Here is an 18,714-nt window from a genome sequence, read left to right as displayed (position 1 = left end):
ACATTACCCTGGCGATATTTCTGCTGTAATGATTAGATACTTCTTGGTTCTAGCCTTGCCTGAAGGGGGATAGAAACAATAAATTCAGCCCCTTGTCCTAAAACGGATACACATTCCAACCTTCCTCGATGCTTTTTAGTCACAATCTGGTAACTAATAGATAGCCCTAAACCAGTGCCTTTACCAACAGCTTTGGTAGTAAAAAAGGGTGTGAAGAGTTGCGATCGCACATTTTCACTGATACCAGAACCGTTGTCAGCAATGCGAATGACGGCGACATCGCCTTCAACAGTAGTACGAATTGTAATGATACTTGGCTGACGTGCAATATCGGCATAAGTCCGATGTTCGTTAAATTCCTCTAAAGAGTCGATCGCATTTGCGAGGAGATTCATAAATACCTGATTCAGTTGCCCAGGGTAGCACTCTACAGGTGGCAGGTTGCCGTACTCCTGTATTACCTGAATTCCCGGATGATCTGGCTGGGGTTTGAGCCGATTTTGCAAAATCATTAGGGTGCTATCAATGCCCTCATGGATATTAACGGCTTTAACTTCAGCTTCGTCTAGGCGGGAAAAGTTTCGTAAAGATAATACAATTTGGCGAATGCGATCGGTTCCCACTTTCATTGAAGCCAACAGCTTCGGTAAGTCTTCCATCAAAAAATCTAAGTCAACCGCATCTATCTCATTCTGAACTTTAGGTGGTAAATTCTGGTTTTGCTGCTGATAAATTTGTACTACACTCATCAAGTCTTTGACATAATTATTTACGTAAGTCAGGTTGCCGTAGATAAAGCTGACTGGGTTATTGATTTCGTGAGCAATGCCTGCCACCAACTGCCCCAAGCTAGACATTTTTTCGCTTTGCACCATTTGGGACTGGGTAAGCTTCAATTCATCGAGCGTGTGTTCTAGCTGCTTTGCTTTCTCACGCGCTTGGGTTTCCGAAATCTCTAACTCCTGGGAGTATATGTGCAAATTTGTGTAGAGCCGAGCATTTTCTATAGAGATGGAAACTTGCGAAGTCAATAAGTTAAGTACCTCTAATCGCTCTGCGGTAAAGACTCCGGTGGTGAGGTTATTTTCCAGGTAAAGAACTCCAGTTAGTTTACCCTGATGAGCGAAAGGCAAACACAAAACTGATTTGGGTTGATTGGCAACAATATAGTTGTCACTTACAAAACGCTCTGTGTGGCTAGCATCGTCTAAAACCAAATTTTCTTTTGTTCTTTCAACATAGTTAATCAGCAAAACTGGTAGCTTATGCTTTACTTGAAACAGACTAGACGATCGCACTGTCACTTGATCTCGATCAATGCTTCCTTCGGCTTCAATCACCCACTGGTTCTCTCGTTTTACAAGTAGATAACCCATTTGGGCCCCAGCATTCTCGATCGCGATCGTCATCATCTTCTCCAGCAGCCGATTTAACTCCATCTCGCTTGAGAGTGCCTGCGATGCTTTAATTGCTGTGCTTAAATCTAGAGTTTGGGTTTTAGCTTCAGAAATATCCCTAATCTGCTTTGTAGCCGTACTCCGTCCATTTACCTCCCCGACTGGATCTCTAAAAAGTTGGGAATATTGTTCATCCAGTTGCCGGACTTTACCTGTAGCTTCCCACTTGAGATAGCGATAGCGAGCTTCTTTAAAATAAACTTTGGCAAAGTTTTTTCTATCCTTGGCCAAGTAGAATCGAAATGCGAGTTCATTTGCTAAGGCTTCATTTTGTAAATAACCGTTTTCGGCAGCAGAAGCGATCGCAAGGTCATACAGCTCCATTGCCTGATAATCTTGTTGGTAAATCCGAGCAATTTCAGCTTGAATCAGCAGGAACTTGTGTTGATAATTGGTTGGGCAGTGTATTGCCCATTGCTGGAATTTTTCTAAGTTGGTATTTAGTTTATGCAGATAAATGGCTTGAGTTGCGGTATCTGCCTCCGCATAAGCGCCCGCTAAAGCAATACTTTGGTGAAAATAGAAAACAGGATTAATAAAAATTCCTCGCGCTCCGCCAACAAATTTTTCGGCATTCTCTGCATACTCAACAGCTTTGGTAGACTCTCCATACCAGTTACAGAGCGCAAGCTTATAGATGTAAACTACAAATGCACTCAACATATCCGAAGATGCCAATGCAAACTTTAGCACTTGCCGTTCATCTGCCCAAGTTCCAACAAGTTCGTCAATCTTTTCTGCTGGCTTAGTCAGGTTAGCGATCGCTTCCATAGCCAGCAGATGGTAGTTCAACATATTTTTGTCAATCTTGCGGAGGCTAGGAATAAAATCTTCGGCTACTTCTGCGGTTTTTTCTAAAGATTCATTTCCAAATAAGCATTGCCATAAAAAATTAACTGAACAATAGCCAGACCATTGATAAGAACCTGTTTCTAAACCACTATTAAATCCTTTCAATAAATAAGGCTTACCCTGGCTAATATGGTCTTTGTAATGACAGATTAAACCTCCCCACATATTCAAAATATTTGCTTCTAATTCTTTCGTTCTTAAAATTTCATGTAAACGCAGAGATAGCTCACCAAACTCATAACCTGAATCTACCTCACCATATTGAAATACTAGGTTGAATGAATACAGCATATAACCAAATACTGAAATTGGTGAGTTGCCATACTGAACTGAAAGTTGAGTTATATTCATCGATGTGATATGCAACGCTTTCGATCCTAAAAAGTAGGCAATGGGCCAGACTTCTTTTAAGATGCGTTGAGCCATTAGCTTCTCTTCGTCTTGCATTGGCGGTAGTTCTGCGAGACTAAAAGTTGTGCGATCGCCAATAACTTTTTTGGTATGATTAAGTTTTTCTAACAAATATGCATCATCGGGATAAGCTGTAAACTCCAAGCCTAAAAGCTCTAAGGTATTTAGCCCAATTTTATATGCGGAGTTTAAATCATTCTCCATGCGATAACACATAATCCGATATTCATTTACTCGGCACATATCAAGAGTAGTTTTAACTTTACTGAAAGTCTGCTCAAAAATCAGCAAAGCTTTCTCATATTTACCATTTAAAAATTTTGCTTCTCCAACTTGTAAATATAATGTTAAGGTGAGTAAATAATTATCTTGCCAGCTATTTTCAGGTAGATAACTCATCCCTGTTTTCAGCAATTTTAGTGCAGTGACAAACGCCGAAGATGATTTTGCTCGCTGGCCTGCTTTCAGATTTAATTCTGCCAGTTCATATCTTTCTGCTGGTTCCACAATCAATGAGCTACCAGCATTGAGATGGTTGACGATATCAAAAAGATGTTCTTCTAACTGGGCTTTTTCAGTATTGTGTAATAGTAATTTGCCTATCTTCAGGTGTACTTGTTTTTGCTGATCGGTTGGAATTAAAGAATAGGCAGCTTGCTGAACGCGATCGTGCAAAAACTTATAGTCAACTTGTACGGCAGTATCACAGTATGTTGCCAATTCTGACTGATTCAACAACTGAGGAATTTTGTAAGTATCGCTTAAGGGAAGAATTAATCCCGCCCGCAAAGCTTCCCATAAATCAACTGCTGTTGCTGATGGAGATTTTTCGTTTACTACAGCTAGAATTTCTAAATTAAATCGGTTGCCAACACAAGCAGCTAACTGTAAAACTTGCTGCGTCGGTTCTGACAGCCTCTGAATTTTATTCACCATTAAATCGACAACATTATCGGTAATGGCTTGTTCCTGAATTTTGTTGAGATCCCACTTCCAGAAACCCGAACGATAATCAAATGTCAAAAGATTATCTTGATGCACTACTTTTAGTAACTGAGTCAAGAAAAAGGGATTACCTTGGGTTTTTTGAAATAGCAAATCAGCTAAAGGTACTGCCTGAGATGATTCGCAATTGAATGTGTCAGTAACCAGTTGAGTAATATGAGGTGCTGCTAATGGCTTCAAAAGTAACTCTTCAACGGTTGCCCCAAATGCTTGAATTGTCTCTAGCATTAGCATCAGTGGATGGGTGGGACTAACTTCGTTATCTCGGTAAGCCCCAATCAGCAAGAGATACTGACTTTCTGGGTCAGTCATCAGATTCTCGACCAGGTTCACAGAGGCGGCATCTGCCCATTGGAGGTCATCTAAAAACAATACCAAAGGATGTTCAGCAGCAGTAAAGGCATGGATAAATTGCTTAAACACCCGATTGAAACGGTTTTGAGACTCAGCAACTCCCAACTGTGGTACAGGCGCTTGCTGTCCAATAATCAGTTCTACTTCCGGGATGACATCAATAATAACTTGACCGTTAATTCCCAATGCTCGTAGTAATTTATTTTTCCAAATTTCAACTCTGGCTTGGCTTTCAGCTAACAGTTGTCGCATCAATTCTCGAAATGCTTGAATCAAAGAAGCATAAGGAATATCTCGCTTGAGTTGGTCAAATTTGCCACCGATAAAGTAACCTCGTTGCCGGACAATCGGTTTGTGGACTTCGTTAACTAATGAGGATTTGCCGATACCTGAGTATCCTCCTACCAACACAACTTCGCTCGAGCCAAGGCTAACTTTATCGAAGGCAGACATTAGAGTTGCTACTTCTACTTCCCGACCGTAAAGTTTTTGAGCTATTTGGAATTGATGTGAAAAATCCTGCTGACCTAGGCTAAAAAGGTCAATGCTGCCTTTTGTTTGCAGTTGTATCGTTGTTTGCTCTAAATCAGCCTTTAACCCGTAAGCACTTTGATAACGGTCTTCAGCAGTTTTCCTCAGAAGTTTCATAGCGATCGCAGAGATTCCCAATGGTACATTAGGATTAATCTCATGCGGAGCTACAGGAATTTTTGCAATGTGACAATGCACTAACTCCATTGAGTCTTGAGCATTGTGGAAGGGAAGCTGACCCGTCAGCATTTCGTAGAAACTGACACCTAATGAGTAAAAATCTGTACGATAATCTAAGGTTCGGTTGATACGTCCGGTTTGCTCTGGCGACATATAAGCCAGTGTTCCTTCTAGAAGGTTGAGACTACTAATTTCTGGGCTTTCTTTTGACAGCAGCGAAGCGATGCTGAAGTCAATCAATTTTATTTTTTCGGTATTGGGGTTATAAAGAATGTTTTCGGGTTTAAGATCCTTATGGATAATGTGGTGGGTATGTAACTCTCCCAATGTTTCAGTAATTTGATTGGCAATGTTAAGAAATTTTTTAAGTTCAATCCCTGTAGTAGATATCTGATATTTTAAAGTTTCTCCACCAAAGTCTTCTAAAACCAGTGCTAGACCATTATTGTAGCCGTTGTCATAACTGATTAATTCATGGGCTTTAATTACACCTGCAATATTCAGATTTTGGATAATTTCGTATTCGTGCTTGAGTTGAGCAATCTCTTTGATACTGGGATACTCTGCTTTGAGCAGTTTGATAACAACTGAGTGTCCGTTAGCCTTGGAGTATGCTCGATAAATTACTGTGGCAGCAGCTTCATAAATTAAACTTGTAATACTATAGTCAGAGATGTGAGCAATTAATTTAAACATTAATACTTGTCTGAATTTTGTTTACTAATAGATTTTGGTAGTTCTTATGATAGTTCCCAGAATTCAAGTCAAGTTAACTCTTCAAATGCTAATTAAGGAAAATTAGCCTAGGCGGATCTTTACCACCACGCAATGACTATAAACTTTTTCATCTAGTGTGTGCAGATTGTTTTTCTACGTATTAGTCGTAAGTTTAGCTGTGCTAAATAAGTGGGGAATTCACCTACTTGCGTCAGTCCAACAAGTAAATCGAGCATACAGCACTTAGAGCCTTGTTTAACGACGTAGGTTTATCCCTGCTTCTGATGGTGGAGTTCGGATAATAACTAGGGACTTCCAAAGGCAGGGAAAGCAGAAAAGGGATAGAATTTTCCCTTTCCCCCTTACCCTTTTCCCCACTTCTGCAAGAAGTCTATTATGATGCCTACAGTTACGAAGTCAAGTCATTATGCAACACTGACTCCTAGCGTATAAGATAAATCATCCTTAGAGATGCTATCCACATTAGAGAAAATTCCGCCATCTTCAGGCGAGAAAGCAAATTTACTCACTGAAATAGAGTACGTACCTGCACCCAGTGAAGTGGTGATTGATGACCCCAAATCACGTTCAACGCCACTATCGTCGTTATTTTCCAGTAAAGTGCCAGCATCGTTAAACAGTCCAAGAATTGTATCTCCAGATGTCGCTGTACTGATAGTGACACTTCTTGTATTTGCTAAAGAAAATGTAAAAAAGTCGAAATCGGGATTATCCCCCGGTTGAACTGTTGCAATCTGGGCTGAAAGATTAACGTTTGAGCCTGATGATAAGGAACCTAACCCTTCAGCGCTGCTCAGTGTGTTGTTTGTAGCTTCTCCAGCATTTTCTCGCTCATAGAAAAGGAAGTCATCACTATCAAGTCTAAGATTGTTTCTCCCCAGAGCAATACCTATGATCTCATCTGGCTCTCCTCCGGGTTTGTCTGAGAATATTCGTGTGTTGGTTCCAACAACTTGCAGACGGTAGTCCTGTAAAGCTCCTTTGAGTTCAATTCGATCTTCGCTAGAGTTGAAATCAGTAATAGTAGCAAAGTCTCCAAAACCAGGATTGGCAATGTTGTTATCGTCGTAGAAAATATTTAGAGCATCCCCCAAGATAAATCTATCTACCCCAGCCCCACCAGTTAAAGTATCAGTTTCCTCTAATCCAGGTGGAAGCAAATCACGGGGAAAATTACCGATGAGGATGTCGTCTCCAGACCCCCCATTGAGTTTGTCATTGCCACCCCCACCTTGTACAGTGTCATTGCCGTCGTCACCATTAAGGATATCATTGCCAGCAGAACCGTCTACCGTGTCATTGCCTGCTCTGCCATTGAGAGTGTTATTTAAAATATTACCAAAGAGGAAGTTGTTAAGACTGTTACCTGTCCCATTGATACCAGGAACTTCCCTCAGCCTTAAGTTCTCTAAATTCGCGCCTAGTGTGTAGCTGAAAGAAGGACGGACGGTATCTATGCCGGAATTTGCAGCTTCCGTAATGATATCACCAGCGCTGTCAATGATGTAATTGTCGTCGCCTGCACCACCCTTTAAAGTGTCGTTTCCTCCGCCTCCATCAAGTGTGTCATTGCCACCATTACCGGATAATTGGTTGTTTTGGTTGTCGCCAACAATGCTGTCGTTTGCATTTGTGCCGATGACATCATCAAAGTTGACTACAGTGAATGGCAAGATTCCCAAACCAGGAACGTTATTGGCAGCCAACCTTTGAGTTTGCAGGTTAACGGTGATAAATACCCCAGCCAAAGATTGGGATGCATCTATGGTGTTATTGGCAATATTCTTATTTACAATAATCTTTTCTACTTTAAAGAGTTGGTCTTGACCAAATCCCCCAGCTTTTTGAATGGTTCCGACACCTGACAAGGTGATTTGACCTAGTTGACTGTAGTCTGCGGTATCAGTACCATCTCCGCCATTAATGCTGTCGTTACCCTGACCGCCAATGAAGGTGTCACTGCCTGCACCACCTGCGAGAGTGTCGTTTCCTGTGCCACCATCAAGTGTGTCATTGCCTTCTCCACCGTTTAGACTATCGTTCCCCGTCCCACCTGCGAGGGAATCGTTACCAGCTAAACCGTTCAAGGTATCGTTACCGGAGGTACTATTGGCATTACCACTACTAGCCCAACCAACTATCGTGTCATTTCCCGAAGTTCCATTTCTCGTGTCAGCGCCTGTAGTACCGAAAATTAACGCCATATTGCTTTCCTGAATTTCTCACTAAATAAGTAAGTTCAGCCTTAGTTAAAGAACTATTCCTTAATTCAATGAAAATTACTTGTCATTTGCGTAATCTAATGTTGGAAAACATTAATTATTTGGCTAGGAATTTATAAATTAAAAATATCCAACTATTTATTGTGGGCTGACCCGAAAAGCCCGCCTTTGCTTGTGAACGAGTGAGATGTCCACTCTAGAAAATTAGATAATTTATTTTCTGAAAATCCTTATAACTGATTACGCGAATAAATAATTAAGTAATTAGGTCAAATATTTTGGTTCTTTTTTCCAAGGTTTTGAACTCATCTGTAATTATTTAATTAGCATGAACTACAAAGCTACATACATTATTTAACAAATCTTTAAAATCTTCACAAATACGATTCATAATGCATTAATATTATATATTTATAAAACTTAATTAAATATTTTTTTAAATCTATTAATTTTTTTACTTAATATTACTAGTCTTTTTAGCTTAATGCAGTATCCTCGTTCAATTAAGTTTCCCTACTAGATTTTTTTGTTAAATAAAATTATTTTATTAAAAATAATTTTAGATTAAAAAATGTATTATAAAAGACATAACTTAAACTTATGTACTAAGTTAAAAATTTTTGCGCTGAATAAAACTTAACCTTTACATAATTTTTATATAGTTACTTGAGATTAAAAAATTAACGATTTCTATGGCTACGCCTATGCATAACCACAGAAATGGTCGAAACAAATCTTAATAAAAAAGTCTATCTTGACAAATGTTTTATACTTTGCTCTGATTAGAGTAATCAAGGAGTGCTAACTTCAGACTTATAACAGAGTCACTGTTGCCGATTACTCTCACTGCGATCGCAGCAAGTCTAAAACATTTGTTTTGCTAAACTGTCACTCCCTCCAACTCCTCATCTGTCAACTCATACAACTGACGCAATTTATCTAACTTGCCAGCATCAGCTTCCCAAAAACCGCGTCCATGCGCCTCCAACATTCTCCCTAAAATATTGCGAAAAGCTTCAGGATTTGCCTTGCGTAATTTATCCGCCATCTCTGCATCTAAGGCATAAGTATCAACCGCTTGGTCATAAACCCAATCATCGGTAAAATCGGCAGTACCACCCCAACCAATCAGCGCCGTCATCCGTTGGGAAATTTCAAAAGCACCACCAGAACCTTGATTCGCCATCGCTTGCGCCCATTTGGGATTTACCAACTTGGTGCGATACTCCATTCGCAGCAAATCATCTAAATTGCGGGGTGTAGTATCTTTCGAGAAACTTTCTACAAAGCTGGTTGTAACCTTCTTACCGCTTTGTTTTTCTGCTGCCTTTTTCAAACCGCCAGTATTGGCGTAATATTCTTGAATATCCGTTAAACCATATTCTACCGAATCGATTTCTTGAACAATGCGATCGCTAGTTTTTAATAACGTATTCAAAATTTCCGGTCTAGCTTGACCTTTATCTTCTCTCCCGTAGCTGAATACATTGCGACTTTGCCAAGTATTCCCCAACTCCTCGCCAGATTCCCAGTTACCATCAACCACGCGATCGTTCACCAAAGAACCAAAATCACCCGCCGGATTAGAAAACAATCTCGCAGATGCATTCTCTACACCTTGTGCTTTTAAAGCCAAAGCGTGTCTTCTAATAAAATTTTGATCATCCGGTTCATCAGCATCAGCCGCCCGTTGAAATAAATCATCTAATAATTCGATGATATTTACAAAACTATCCCGGAAAATCCCAGACAAATTACCCAACACATCAATGCGGGGATGTCCAACCTCAGCCAACGGCTTTAATTCATAACGAACAATTCTACCAGTTCCTTCCTTAACAGGTTCAGCCCCCACCAATTCCAACAGAATCCCCAAAGATTCACCCTTAGTTTTAATCGCATCCAATCCCCACAACATCACTGCCACCGTTTCTGGATATGTGCCATGTTCATCCAAATGCTGGGCGATAATTTTTTGAGCAATTTCTCGTCCCCGTTCATACGCCGCAGGCGAAGGCATCCGATAAGGATCTAAAGCATGAATATTTCTCCCAGTCGGCAAAACACCAGCCCCATCCCTTAACAAATCCCCCCCAGGCGCAGGCGGAATATACTCCCCATTCAATCCCCTTAACAAATTCGTTAACTCATCCGTAGATTGCATTAACAAATTCCTTATTTGCTTTTCCTCCTCTTCTCTGTGTTCTCTGCGCCTCTGCGGTTCGTTTACATCTTCCTCCCCCCCAAAATAAGCCTCCAAATACGACTCCAACTCCTCCTCATTCGGTGCTTCCCCCAAAGTATGCAACCCAGAAGAAAACAACCGATTTTCTAAAACTTGTAAATATTCGTACAACTCCACCAAATAATCATCAAAAGCATGACTGCTAAACATCCGCACATTTTCGGGAGTAAACGCAATACCTAACCGTTTAGCATCTTCAAACGGGCAATCTGCATCTAAACCAGAGTCCACAATTTTTTTACAAATGCCTTCCTTCAAAACATAATTCTTTTGTGGATCTTCACGATACTCCGCAATCAAATCCCGCAACGCCACCAATTCTTTATATAAACCTGCGCGACCATAAGGCGGTACATTATGGGAAATTAATACACCATAACCGCGACGTTTTGCCAACATCGATTCAGAGGGATTATTCGCCGCATATATATATAGATTAGGCAAATTTCCTAACAGAATATCTGACCAAGAATAACCCGTATTCCCCAAAGGAGAACCAGGCAACCATTCCACCGTCCCATGCATCCCAAAGTGAACTATAGCATCAGCTTGAAACTCATTTTGCAGCCATTTATAATAAGCTGCATATTGAGGATGGGGCGTTAAATCTCGTTCAAACATTAAGCGCATGGGATCGCCTTGTATCCCTAATGGTGGTTGTACACCTATCCATACATTTCCTAATTGCACACCGCCAATCTGAAATTCATCGCCGGATGTTTTAATTCCAGTTCCAGTGAGAGATTTCCATTGTTTTTCGATGCGGGAGGTTTGCAGATATCCCAACCATTTTTCTAGGGTACGGGCGCTAACGGACGCGGGGATATTTTTTGTATCATCTAAAGATTCATCCGCTTCTTTTACCCAGCGAATCAATTCTTCCCCATCATCTGGTAAATCTCCCACGGTGTAACCTTGTTCTTTAAGTGCGTGGAGAAACTTCAGCAAACTACGCGGCACATTTAATAATGCAGCTGTACCCACAGCACCATAACCAGGAGGAAACCCATATAAAATGATGGCAATCTTGCGTTCCGAAGCAGGTTTTTGCCGCAAAGCCACCCAAGTTTTTACCCTACCAATTAATCGCTGCACCCGTTCGGGAACCAGATAAATATTTTCGCCCACCAAACCACCGAGGGGAACGGTATCAATAGCCCCATCCAATTCTGGTAATGCGTACAATACCACACTTTGCAATCCGCCGACACCTTGGCGCGTCCACGAGGAAATATCTTGAATTAATAATGGTGCAGCAACAATATAAGGTACATTTTTGGCAGTGAGGATGCGCTTTGCTACTTCTACCTGACGGCCAGCTTCCATTGAACCAGCCGGGCCACCCACCACAGGAAAGCCAATTGTTGAAACGATCGCATCTACTTTTACTGCTTCACTTGATAGTGAGGGAGTTTCTATATTACCTAGTTGTCGTTGCTGAATTTCATAGTCGGTTGTCATTAAATCTCGTACCGCCACATGTCCTTCTACGCCGTTGATGAAGATGGGTAAAGGAGTTAAGCCAGCTTTTTCAAAACTGCGAATTAGTTGAGGAATGTAGGGTTGTTTGGTGATGACGTGTTTACGGTAGAGGAGAATTCCTACAACAGGTTTTGTGGCTTTAGATCCCCCTTTATAAGGGGGGCTAGGGGGGATCTTCTGATACCATTCCAGGTATGCTTTTGGCGATTCAAAAAACCCTTGATAGTCGGGATGGAGTAATCCTATGTTGGGGGTTTCAATTAACGGGGGAATGTCACCGACTTTTAAACCCAAGTATTTTTCTGCCAGTGTCCAGAATAATGAGGCTACGTTTTCTGGGCCGCCAGCATTCCAGTAACCATAGATAATTAACCAGTTGCGTAAGTCTTGGACTTTTTGCACTGGCACATATTTCAGTAGTTTGGGGCCAATCTTTAAGAAGCTAATGTAACCAGCGAGTTTGTCTTCTTCTCGTCCGTTGCTAAATTTGTCGAGGATGAATTTAACTGGTTTGGGCATTCCTTTGGGTTTGTCGCCAATGGCAAAGTCACCCAGCTTGGTTAAACTCATCAATTCTAAGGCTGACTCAAACACCAAACGGATGGGAATTTGGGAAATGCGATCGCGCAGCCACACAACCTGGTCATAATCAAATAGTAGGCTACCGAAAAACACATCAGCGCCATCCAGTGCTGCTTCTACCTCGGTGCGTTGACTGGTAAGATTGCGATCGCTAAACACCCGAATATCCAACTCAGGACAGCGAGAGTTAGCCAAAAAAGCTGCTTTTCTATACAAATCAGCGTTGAACGATTCAAACCCAGCAACCAAGACGATGCGTTTCATGCCTGTAAGCTACGAAATATTTCTTTACCTTGATCTTAAACCTGCTTTCAGGCTGATTGTTAAATATCTACCAACAGATTTCGGTCATTTAGCCGTACTAGTACAGGATAGAGGAAATAAACATTCCATTTTATCGGGCTGAAAAGCCTGTATTATCGGTTTTCTTGCTTTTACCCCTCTGCTTTTGTGGCCTTCTGCTTCTCTGCACTTGTACCACTCTACCCAATACGCTTCGGATAAGCATTTTTCATTTTCCTTGTGGTCTGGGGAATGGGATTGCAGGTATTGGGTAAAGGATGTATTCAAAACCTTTCCCCTTTTAACCGAAGCGTATTGCCACTCTACCTTCTTGCACTAGGTACAATTGTCATAGCTTTCTACTTTTAGGAAGCGTTATTATTTTAAAGATGAGGGTAATTGCTGCATTTCAATTTATTGCAACAATCACCGGATTATTGCCGATTTTGATAAATTATGAGAATTGTGTTCTTTCTTCCAAAAAGTGGCTTTTGCTACATAAAATCTGCTTAAAAAGTTTGCCAAGAACTTACTTTTTTGTCAGTATATTAATGGTTAAAATAGTAATGTAGACATTGCCAAAAAGTAGCTAAACAAACGTAGTAGCAAAACTTTTTATCTCAAAGTTGAAAAGTTTTGAATCAGTATCAAAATAAGTAAATTGAGGATAAAATCATGAAATTTGGAATTGATAGCGGGCACAATTGTCCACCAGATACAGGAGCTAGGGGCATCAAAGTTGAGGATAATTTAACTCTAGATGTAGGTAATAGAGTTATAGCCAAGTTAAGAGCTTTAGGAAATGAAGTCGTAGTATGTAAACCAAGTAGTGCTAGTACAGTCCGTGACTCACTCTCAAAAAGATGTTCTATAGCTAATGCTAGTAGAGTAGATATTTTTGTTTCAATTCATTTTAATGCTTTTAACAGACAAGCTAATGGCACAGAAGTTTTCGCAACTAGTGATACAGGCAGAAAAATCGCTAAACCTGTATTAGATGAAATCGTCAAGTTGGGATTTTTTAATCGCGGTGTTAAGAGTGGTTCCCACTTGTATGTTCTGAAAAATACAGATATGCCTGCTATCTTGATAGAATGTTGCTTCATTGATTCGCAAAAGGATATGAATCTTTATAATCCTGAAGCAATGGCTAATGCGATTGTCAAAGGCTTAACTGGTAAATTGCCAAGTGCTCCTGTTAACCCTGTACAAGATGAAGAAGATAATGCAGATGCCACTATTCTCAGACTGCAAAAATCCTTAAATCGACTCAAAATAACTGATAGAAATGGTAGGGCGTTAGTAGAAGATGGCTTCACCGGGGCTAATACAAAATCTGCCGTAGAAAAATTTCAGACTATTGTCGGAGTTCAGCCGACTGGAATTGCTAACGAAGCTACATGGAATGCCATAAATCTAATTTTGGCAAAACGAATTATCAGACCAAACCATGCTGGTGGTGTAGTTGTCAGATACTTGCAATACCGTTTAGGTGTTGATAATGATGGAATTTACGGCCCGCAAACAGAGGTTGTAGTTAAGAACTTTCAAAAGCAAAATGGTTTAGAAGCCGATGGCATTATCGGGCCTGCTAGCTGGCAGAAATTAATTGCTTAGGCTGATAGGGATTAGGGATTAGAGACTGGGGAAGGGAGCAGGGGAGAAGAGCTTTCTTGCCCTTTACACTCTTCCCCTCTGCCTCTTTTCAATTCCCAATTCCCAATCTCTTTGACATCTACTTATTAACTGGAATAATTTCAAACTCGAAAGTACTGATTAAACGGTCATCAATATAGACCTGTATTCTATGTTTACCAATAGGATCGCCAGGAGTGATCGTCCAAAAATTCTCAATCACACCCTCTGGAGCCGACTGTGTGCGCCGTGTTATAGATGTCATGCCGTCTGCTGACATTGAGAAGTTTTCACCGTTATCTGTACTCCAAGTTTCTGGAGGTTTTGGTAAACGCAAGACTTCGCGCCATTTCACTTCACCTTGGTAATCTTTGAGTTTTATTCGCCATCCGTAGACGTTTCCTTCCTGAAGTGGCACTCTCGTAGTCTGGAAAATGGTAACGTTTCCTTTGGAGTCAACTCTCTTCAGCCCAAACTCGGCGTTACTGACAGTAATCTGTTTTGCATTTGTTGACCCAGGAGATAATATGGGATTTTCTACCAAAACAGCAGTGGCGTTGATTGCGTCAGAACCTATAACTCCAGATATTAGCCAAAAAGAAGCTAGCACAGCAGTAGTCCAAATTCTCATTAGTATGGTTTTCCTGTCAGACTTTTGGTACTTATTCAAGTAATCTGCCATGTTTTCCGGGTCAAGGTTAGGTATGGTTGGACAAAGACGAAAGGGAGCAGGGGGTAGGGAGCAGGGAGCAGGGAGCAGGGGGCAAGGAGAAAGAGAGTTTTAAGATTTTTGCATAGATGCCCGGAATAATAACTAATTAAGCGGACATGATATAACATCTAATCTAAAATCAGTAAATCATAGTCTTTGCCAAAGGCAAACTATTGTGCCATTTTTCCATCTGCGTAGGCGTAGCCCGCCGTAGGCATCGCATCTTCTATATACCAATTTCCAGGATTTCTCGTCTAAGTGTAGGTTAAAATTTTACTTCGTCTCGCTACGCTAACGTCCCCTCGTGGGCGAAAATAAATTTAAATATTTTTCCAGTGATTGCTTTATCCCTTCATAGGTAGAGTATTCTGACTCCTTCTTTATATCTTTCTTTTCTAATCATAATTCCACATGAGATACCAAGTTGGCGGTAGCCTCCATAGTGACGACCCCACTTATGTTGTGCGTCAGGCAGACGAAAAACTTTATACCAGTCTGAAAGGTGGTGATTTTTGCTACGTTTTCAACTCTCGTCAAATGGGTAAGTCATCCCTACTACAGCGAATAAGTCGTCGTTTCAAGTCAGAAGGCTATAAATGTGTTTACTTAGACGTGACTCAATTGGGTAGCGAGGATACCACATCAGCACAATGGTATAAAGGAATTATTGTCAGTATGTTCTACGGCTTAAATCTGGCGGAAAAAGTCAACTTTAAGCAATGGTGGGATATGCAATCAGGTCTTTCTCCTGTAAAAAAACTACACCAGTTTGTTAAAGAAGTATTGCTGCCAAATGTCAGCAAAGCTAAAGGCGTTTTCATCTTCATTGATGAAATTGATAGCTTACTGAGTTTGAATTTTCCTGCGAATGACTTTTTTGCCTGGATTCGTCATTGCTACAATCAGCAGGCATACGACCCGAATTTCCAACGCCTGGGATTTGCATTGTTTGGAGTAGCCAGTCCATCTGATTTAATTGCTGACAAACACCGGACACTTTTTAATATTGGTATGGCTATAGAGTTATACGGCTTTCGATCGCATGAAGCTAGCCCCTTGCTAAATGGGTTAAAGGGAACAATCAGCCAACCAGAAGTTGTGCTGCAAGAGGTAATCTATTGGACAGGGGGACAACCGTTTCTAACTCAAAAACTCTGTCAATTAGTTCTGCAAACTGCTTTAAAGACATCAGAGCGGAATATTGTCCTATCCCCCAAAACTGAGGCGTATTGGGTAGAACAATTAGTGCGATCGCACATTATCCAACACTGGGAATCACAAGATGAACCCGAACACCTCCGCACTATTCGCGATCGCCTACTTTTCGATCAACAACAAGCTGGACGGTTGTTGAGTCTTTATCAGCAAGTATTGCAAGCAGAGGAAGGGGTTATGGGCAAAGGGGGGGACGCAAAAAGGGAAGACATTAGTAATTCTTGCTGTCTTTCTGTCTCCCAGTCTTCGCCTCTTCTTCAATCTCTCGTGCCTACCGATGATAGTCGAGAACAGACGGAGCTTTTATTATCGGGATTAGTCGAGAAGCACAACGGCTATCTCAGAATTAAAAATCCGATCTACCGCAGTATTTTCAATGCTGAATGGGTGTTAAGGCAGTTAAACAATTTGCGCCCTTACTCACAGTCATTCAATGCTTGGGTAGCATCAGACTTTCAAGATGAGTCACGCCTGTTGCGGGGGAATGCGTTACAAAGATAAGTTCAAAGTCTTGTGTTGCCTCGTTCCCAGGCTGGAGCCTGGGAACGCATTCTGGGAGGCTCCGCCTCTGGTCAAGAAAGAGGAGGCAGCAGCCCATTTGGAATATATTCCCAGTCTTCAGGCTAGGAACGAGGTTAAACAAGCCTTTCGCCTTTTCTTAGTGCCATTCCAATCACAGTCTTTTAGTCGCAGACTAGGAAAGATAAATAAAGACGGGTAGCAGCCCGTCTAAATAGCTTGAAAGTGCAAATACACCTTGTATACTGTTGAAAATAACACAGTTAATTTTCTCAGAGTTGCCAATTTGCCAATTTATAAAAACAACCGATATCGTGGTATTTCCGGCTAAATATTTTACCCATGTCTATTTGAGGATTTGCGAAAATTGCAATTCAATTCTTCACACTTATTTAGCAATTTTCAGCTATTTTCTGGGCTGAAAACAGTAATAATTGCCCCAACAAGATATTGCTTTGTCTAAATCAGTCATAGTAGAGTTTACAGCAACTGGATACAGAAGCTCCTCTAATGTGTTATCACAACTGGTTTAGTTTGACATGAACTCATCCAGCAGCAAACATCAAGGGTTATAAGCATCAAATATGAACGTTTTACTTCTATACCCCCGTTTTCCAAAAAGTTTTTGGTCTTTTGAAAAAACACTGGCTTTATTAGACCGTAAAGCAATGCTACCGCCTTTAGGCTTGGTAACTGTAGCCGCGATATTACCTCAAGAATGGGAGTATAAGCTAGTAGATCGAAATGTTCGTGTCTGTACGGAAGCAGAATGGGCTTGGGCAGATTTGGTTATTATGTCGGCGATGATTGTGCAAAAAGAGGATTTGCTCTCTCAGATATTGGAAGCAAAACACAGAGGTAAGCAAGTTGCTGTGGGTGGCCCCTTCCCGACAGCGCTACCGAATGAAATGACATCCGCCGGAGCAGACTACTTAATATTAGACGAAGGGGAAATCACCCTACCTTTATTTGTAGCAGCGATGGCACGGGGCGATCGCACAGGCATCTTTCGCTCTGACGGTGAAAAACCAGATGTAACTAATACTCCCATTCCTCGCTTTGACTTGCTAGAGTTTGAAGCTTATGCGGAGATGTCGGTGCAATTTTCCCGTGGATGCCCCTTTCAGTGTGAATTTTGCGACATTATTGTGCTATATGGTCGTAAACCCCGCACCAAAGACCCATCTCAACTATTAGCAGAACTTGATTGCCTGTATAAACTGGGTTGGCGGCGCAGTATTTTTATGGTGGATGACAACTTCATCGGCAACAAGCGGAATGTCAAATTATTTTTGAAGTCCCTTCTACCTTGGATGGTAGAACATAACTATCCCTTTTCCTTTGCTACAGAGGCTTCAGTTGATTTAGCCCAAGATCAAGAACTGATGGATTTGATGGTAGCGTGTAATTTTGGAGCCGTTTTTCTGGGAATCGAAACCCCCGACGAAGAAAGTCTCACTTTTACACAGAAGTACCAGAATACCAGAAACTCGCTCAGTGAAGCGGTGAATAGAATTACCCGCTCAGGGTTGCGAGTCATGGCAGGGTTTATCATTGGGTTTGATGGCGAGAAAGTAGGAGCCGGCGCACGAATTGTCAAGTTTGTCGAGCAAACAGCAATTCCCACGGCCTTATTTAGTATGTTGCAAGCGCTTCCAGATACAGCCCTTTGGCATAGATTAGAAAAGGAAGGACGACTCCGTAATAAATCTGCCAACATCAACCAAACCACGTTGATGAACTTTGTCCCAACTCGACCATTAGAAGATATTGCTCGTGAATATGTGCAGGCGTTCTGTGATTTGTATGAGCCAGAGCGGTTTTTGGAGCGTACATACAGACACTTCCGGCTTTTGGGCGAAGCAACCTATCCGAAAAAAGGCAAAGCTGCCAAGAAACCATTGAATTGGAAAGTACTCCGAGCGTTTCTGATTATTTGTTGGCGGCAGGGTGTACTTCGTCAGACGCGCTGGCAATTCTGGCCTAACTTGTGGAGTATGTATCAGCATAATCCGGGTGGGGTGAGTAGCTACTTAGCTGTTTGTGCCCAAATTGAGCATTTCTTGGAGTATCGCCAAATTGTACGGGATGAAATTGAAGCTCAAGTGGCTGATTTTCTAGAAGCAGAAGCTAGGATAAAACCGGAAGCAGAAGTGATGGAAGTATTAGGAAGCTTAAAAAAATAACTCATAGCACTTAGAGCAAAGGTTTAAGACCTCCACTGAACTCTGTTCAGTGGCTCCTGTCTCCTGCCTTTATACATAGGAAATTTAGCGAGTGGGACAAATGACC

General features: G+C 41.3%; 7 protein-coding genes. 3 read left to right on the top strand and 4 right to left on the bottom strand.

The annotated features are described in order from the left end of the window. Nucleotides 1-32: 32 nt before the first annotated feature. The 3 genes from H6G97_RS11080 to bchH all read right to left on the bottom strand — a co-directional run bounded on the left by H6G97_RS11080 (nucleotide 33) and on the right by bchH (nucleotide 12,323). Entirely contained in the window at nucleotides 33-5,486 is a 5,454-nt protein-coding gene (locus H6G97_RS11080) for a trifunctional serine/threonine-protein kinase/ATP-binding protein/sensor histidine kinase (protein WP_190940666.1), read from the bottom strand. Between the two features lie 446 nt (nucleotides 5,487-5,932). Next, nucleotides 5,933-7,732 carry a calcium-binding protein gene (locus H6G97_RS11075; RefSeq protein WP_190940665.1) on the bottom strand — a complete coding sequence of 600 codons (1,800 nt, stop codon included), beginning with the start codon at nucleotides 7,730-7,732 and terminating at the stop codon, nucleotides 5,933-5,935. 898 nt (nucleotides 7,733-8,630) lie between these two features. After that, nucleotides 8,631-12,323 carry a magnesium chelatase subunit H gene (bchH, locus tag H6G97_RS11070; protein ID WP_190940664.1) on the bottom strand — a complete coding sequence of 1,231 codons (3,693 nt, stop codon included), beginning with the start codon at nucleotides 12,321-12,323 and terminating at the stop codon, nucleotides 8,631-8,633. Between the two features lie 693 nt (nucleotides 12,324-13,016). Between bchH and H6G97_RS11065 the strand changes: the two genes are divergently transcribed. Beyond that, nucleotides 13,017-13,958 (top strand): N-acetylmuramoyl-L-alanine amidase, encoded by a 942-nt coding sequence (locus tag H6G97_RS11065; RefSeq protein ID WP_190940663.1) that lies wholly within the window; start codon nucleotides 13,017-13,019, stop codon nucleotides 13,956-13,958. A gap of 118 nt (nucleotides 13,959-14,076) precedes the next feature. Here H6G97_RS11065 and H6G97_RS11060 read toward each other — a convergent pair whose 3' ends face one another. Next, entirely contained in the window at nucleotides 14,077-14,607 is a 531-nt protein-coding gene (locus H6G97_RS11060; RefSeq protein WP_190940662.1) for a hypothetical protein, read from the bottom strand. A gap of 492 nt (nucleotides 14,608-15,099) precedes the next feature. Here H6G97_RS11060 and H6G97_RS11055 point away from each other — a divergent pair, with 492 nt between their 5' ends. Both H6G97_RS11055 and H6G97_RS11050 read left to right on the top strand, forming a co-directional pair. Next, the gene (locus tag H6G97_RS11055) at nucleotides 15,100-16,404 is read left to right on the top strand and encodes an AAA-like domain-containing protein (protein ID WP_190940661.1); all 1,305 of its coding nucleotides are present in this window, start codon (nucleotides 15,100-15,102) and stop codon (nucleotides 16,402-16,404) included. A gap of 602 nt (nucleotides 16,405-17,006) precedes the next feature. Next, nucleotides 17,007-18,608, top strand: coding sequence for a B12-binding domain-containing radical SAM protein (locus tag H6G97_RS11050; RefSeq protein WP_190940660.1), 1,602 nt, complete (start codon nucleotides 17,007-17,009; stop codon nucleotides 18,606-18,608). Nucleotides 18,609-18,714 lie beyond the last annotated feature (106 nt).

This window comes from Nostoc flagelliforme FACHB-838 (assembly GCF_014698065.1).
GTDB classification, from domain to species: domain Bacteria; phylum Cyanobacteriota; class Cyanobacteriia; order Cyanobacteriales; family Nostocaceae; genus Nostoc; species Nostoc flagelliforme_B.
This window is presented reverse-complemented; position numbering and strand designations above follow the sequence as displayed.

Bases quoted from the DNA above. Each gene is read 5' to 3' on its own strand.
- H6G97_RS11075 (WP_190940665.1), bottom strand. From the start codon at position 7,732: ATGGCGTTAATTTTCGGTACTACAGGCGCTGACACGAGAAATGGAACT.
- bchH (WP_190940664.1), bottom strand. From the start codon at position 12,323: ATGAAACGCATCGTCTTGGTTGCTGGGTTTGAATCGTTCAACGCTGAT.
- H6G97_RS11080 (WP_190940666.1), bottom strand. From the start codon at position 5,486: ATGTTTAAATTAATTGCTCACATCTCTGACTATAGTATTACAAGTTTA.
- H6G97_RS11065 (WP_190940663.1), top strand. From the start codon at position 13,017: ATGAAATTTGGAATTGATAGCGGGCACAATTGTCCACCAGATACAGGA.
- H6G97_RS11055 (WP_190940661.1), top strand. From the start codon at position 15,100: ATGAGATACCAAGTTGGCGGTAGCCTCCATAGTGACGACCCCACTTAT.
- H6G97_RS11060 (WP_190940662.1), bottom strand. From the start codon at position 14,607: ATGAGAATTTGGACTACTGCTGTGCTAGCTTCTTTTTGGCTAATATCT.
- H6G97_RS11050 (WP_190940660.1), top strand. From the start codon at position 17,007: ATGAACGTTTTACTTCTATACCCCCGTTTTCCAAAAAGTTTTTGGTCT.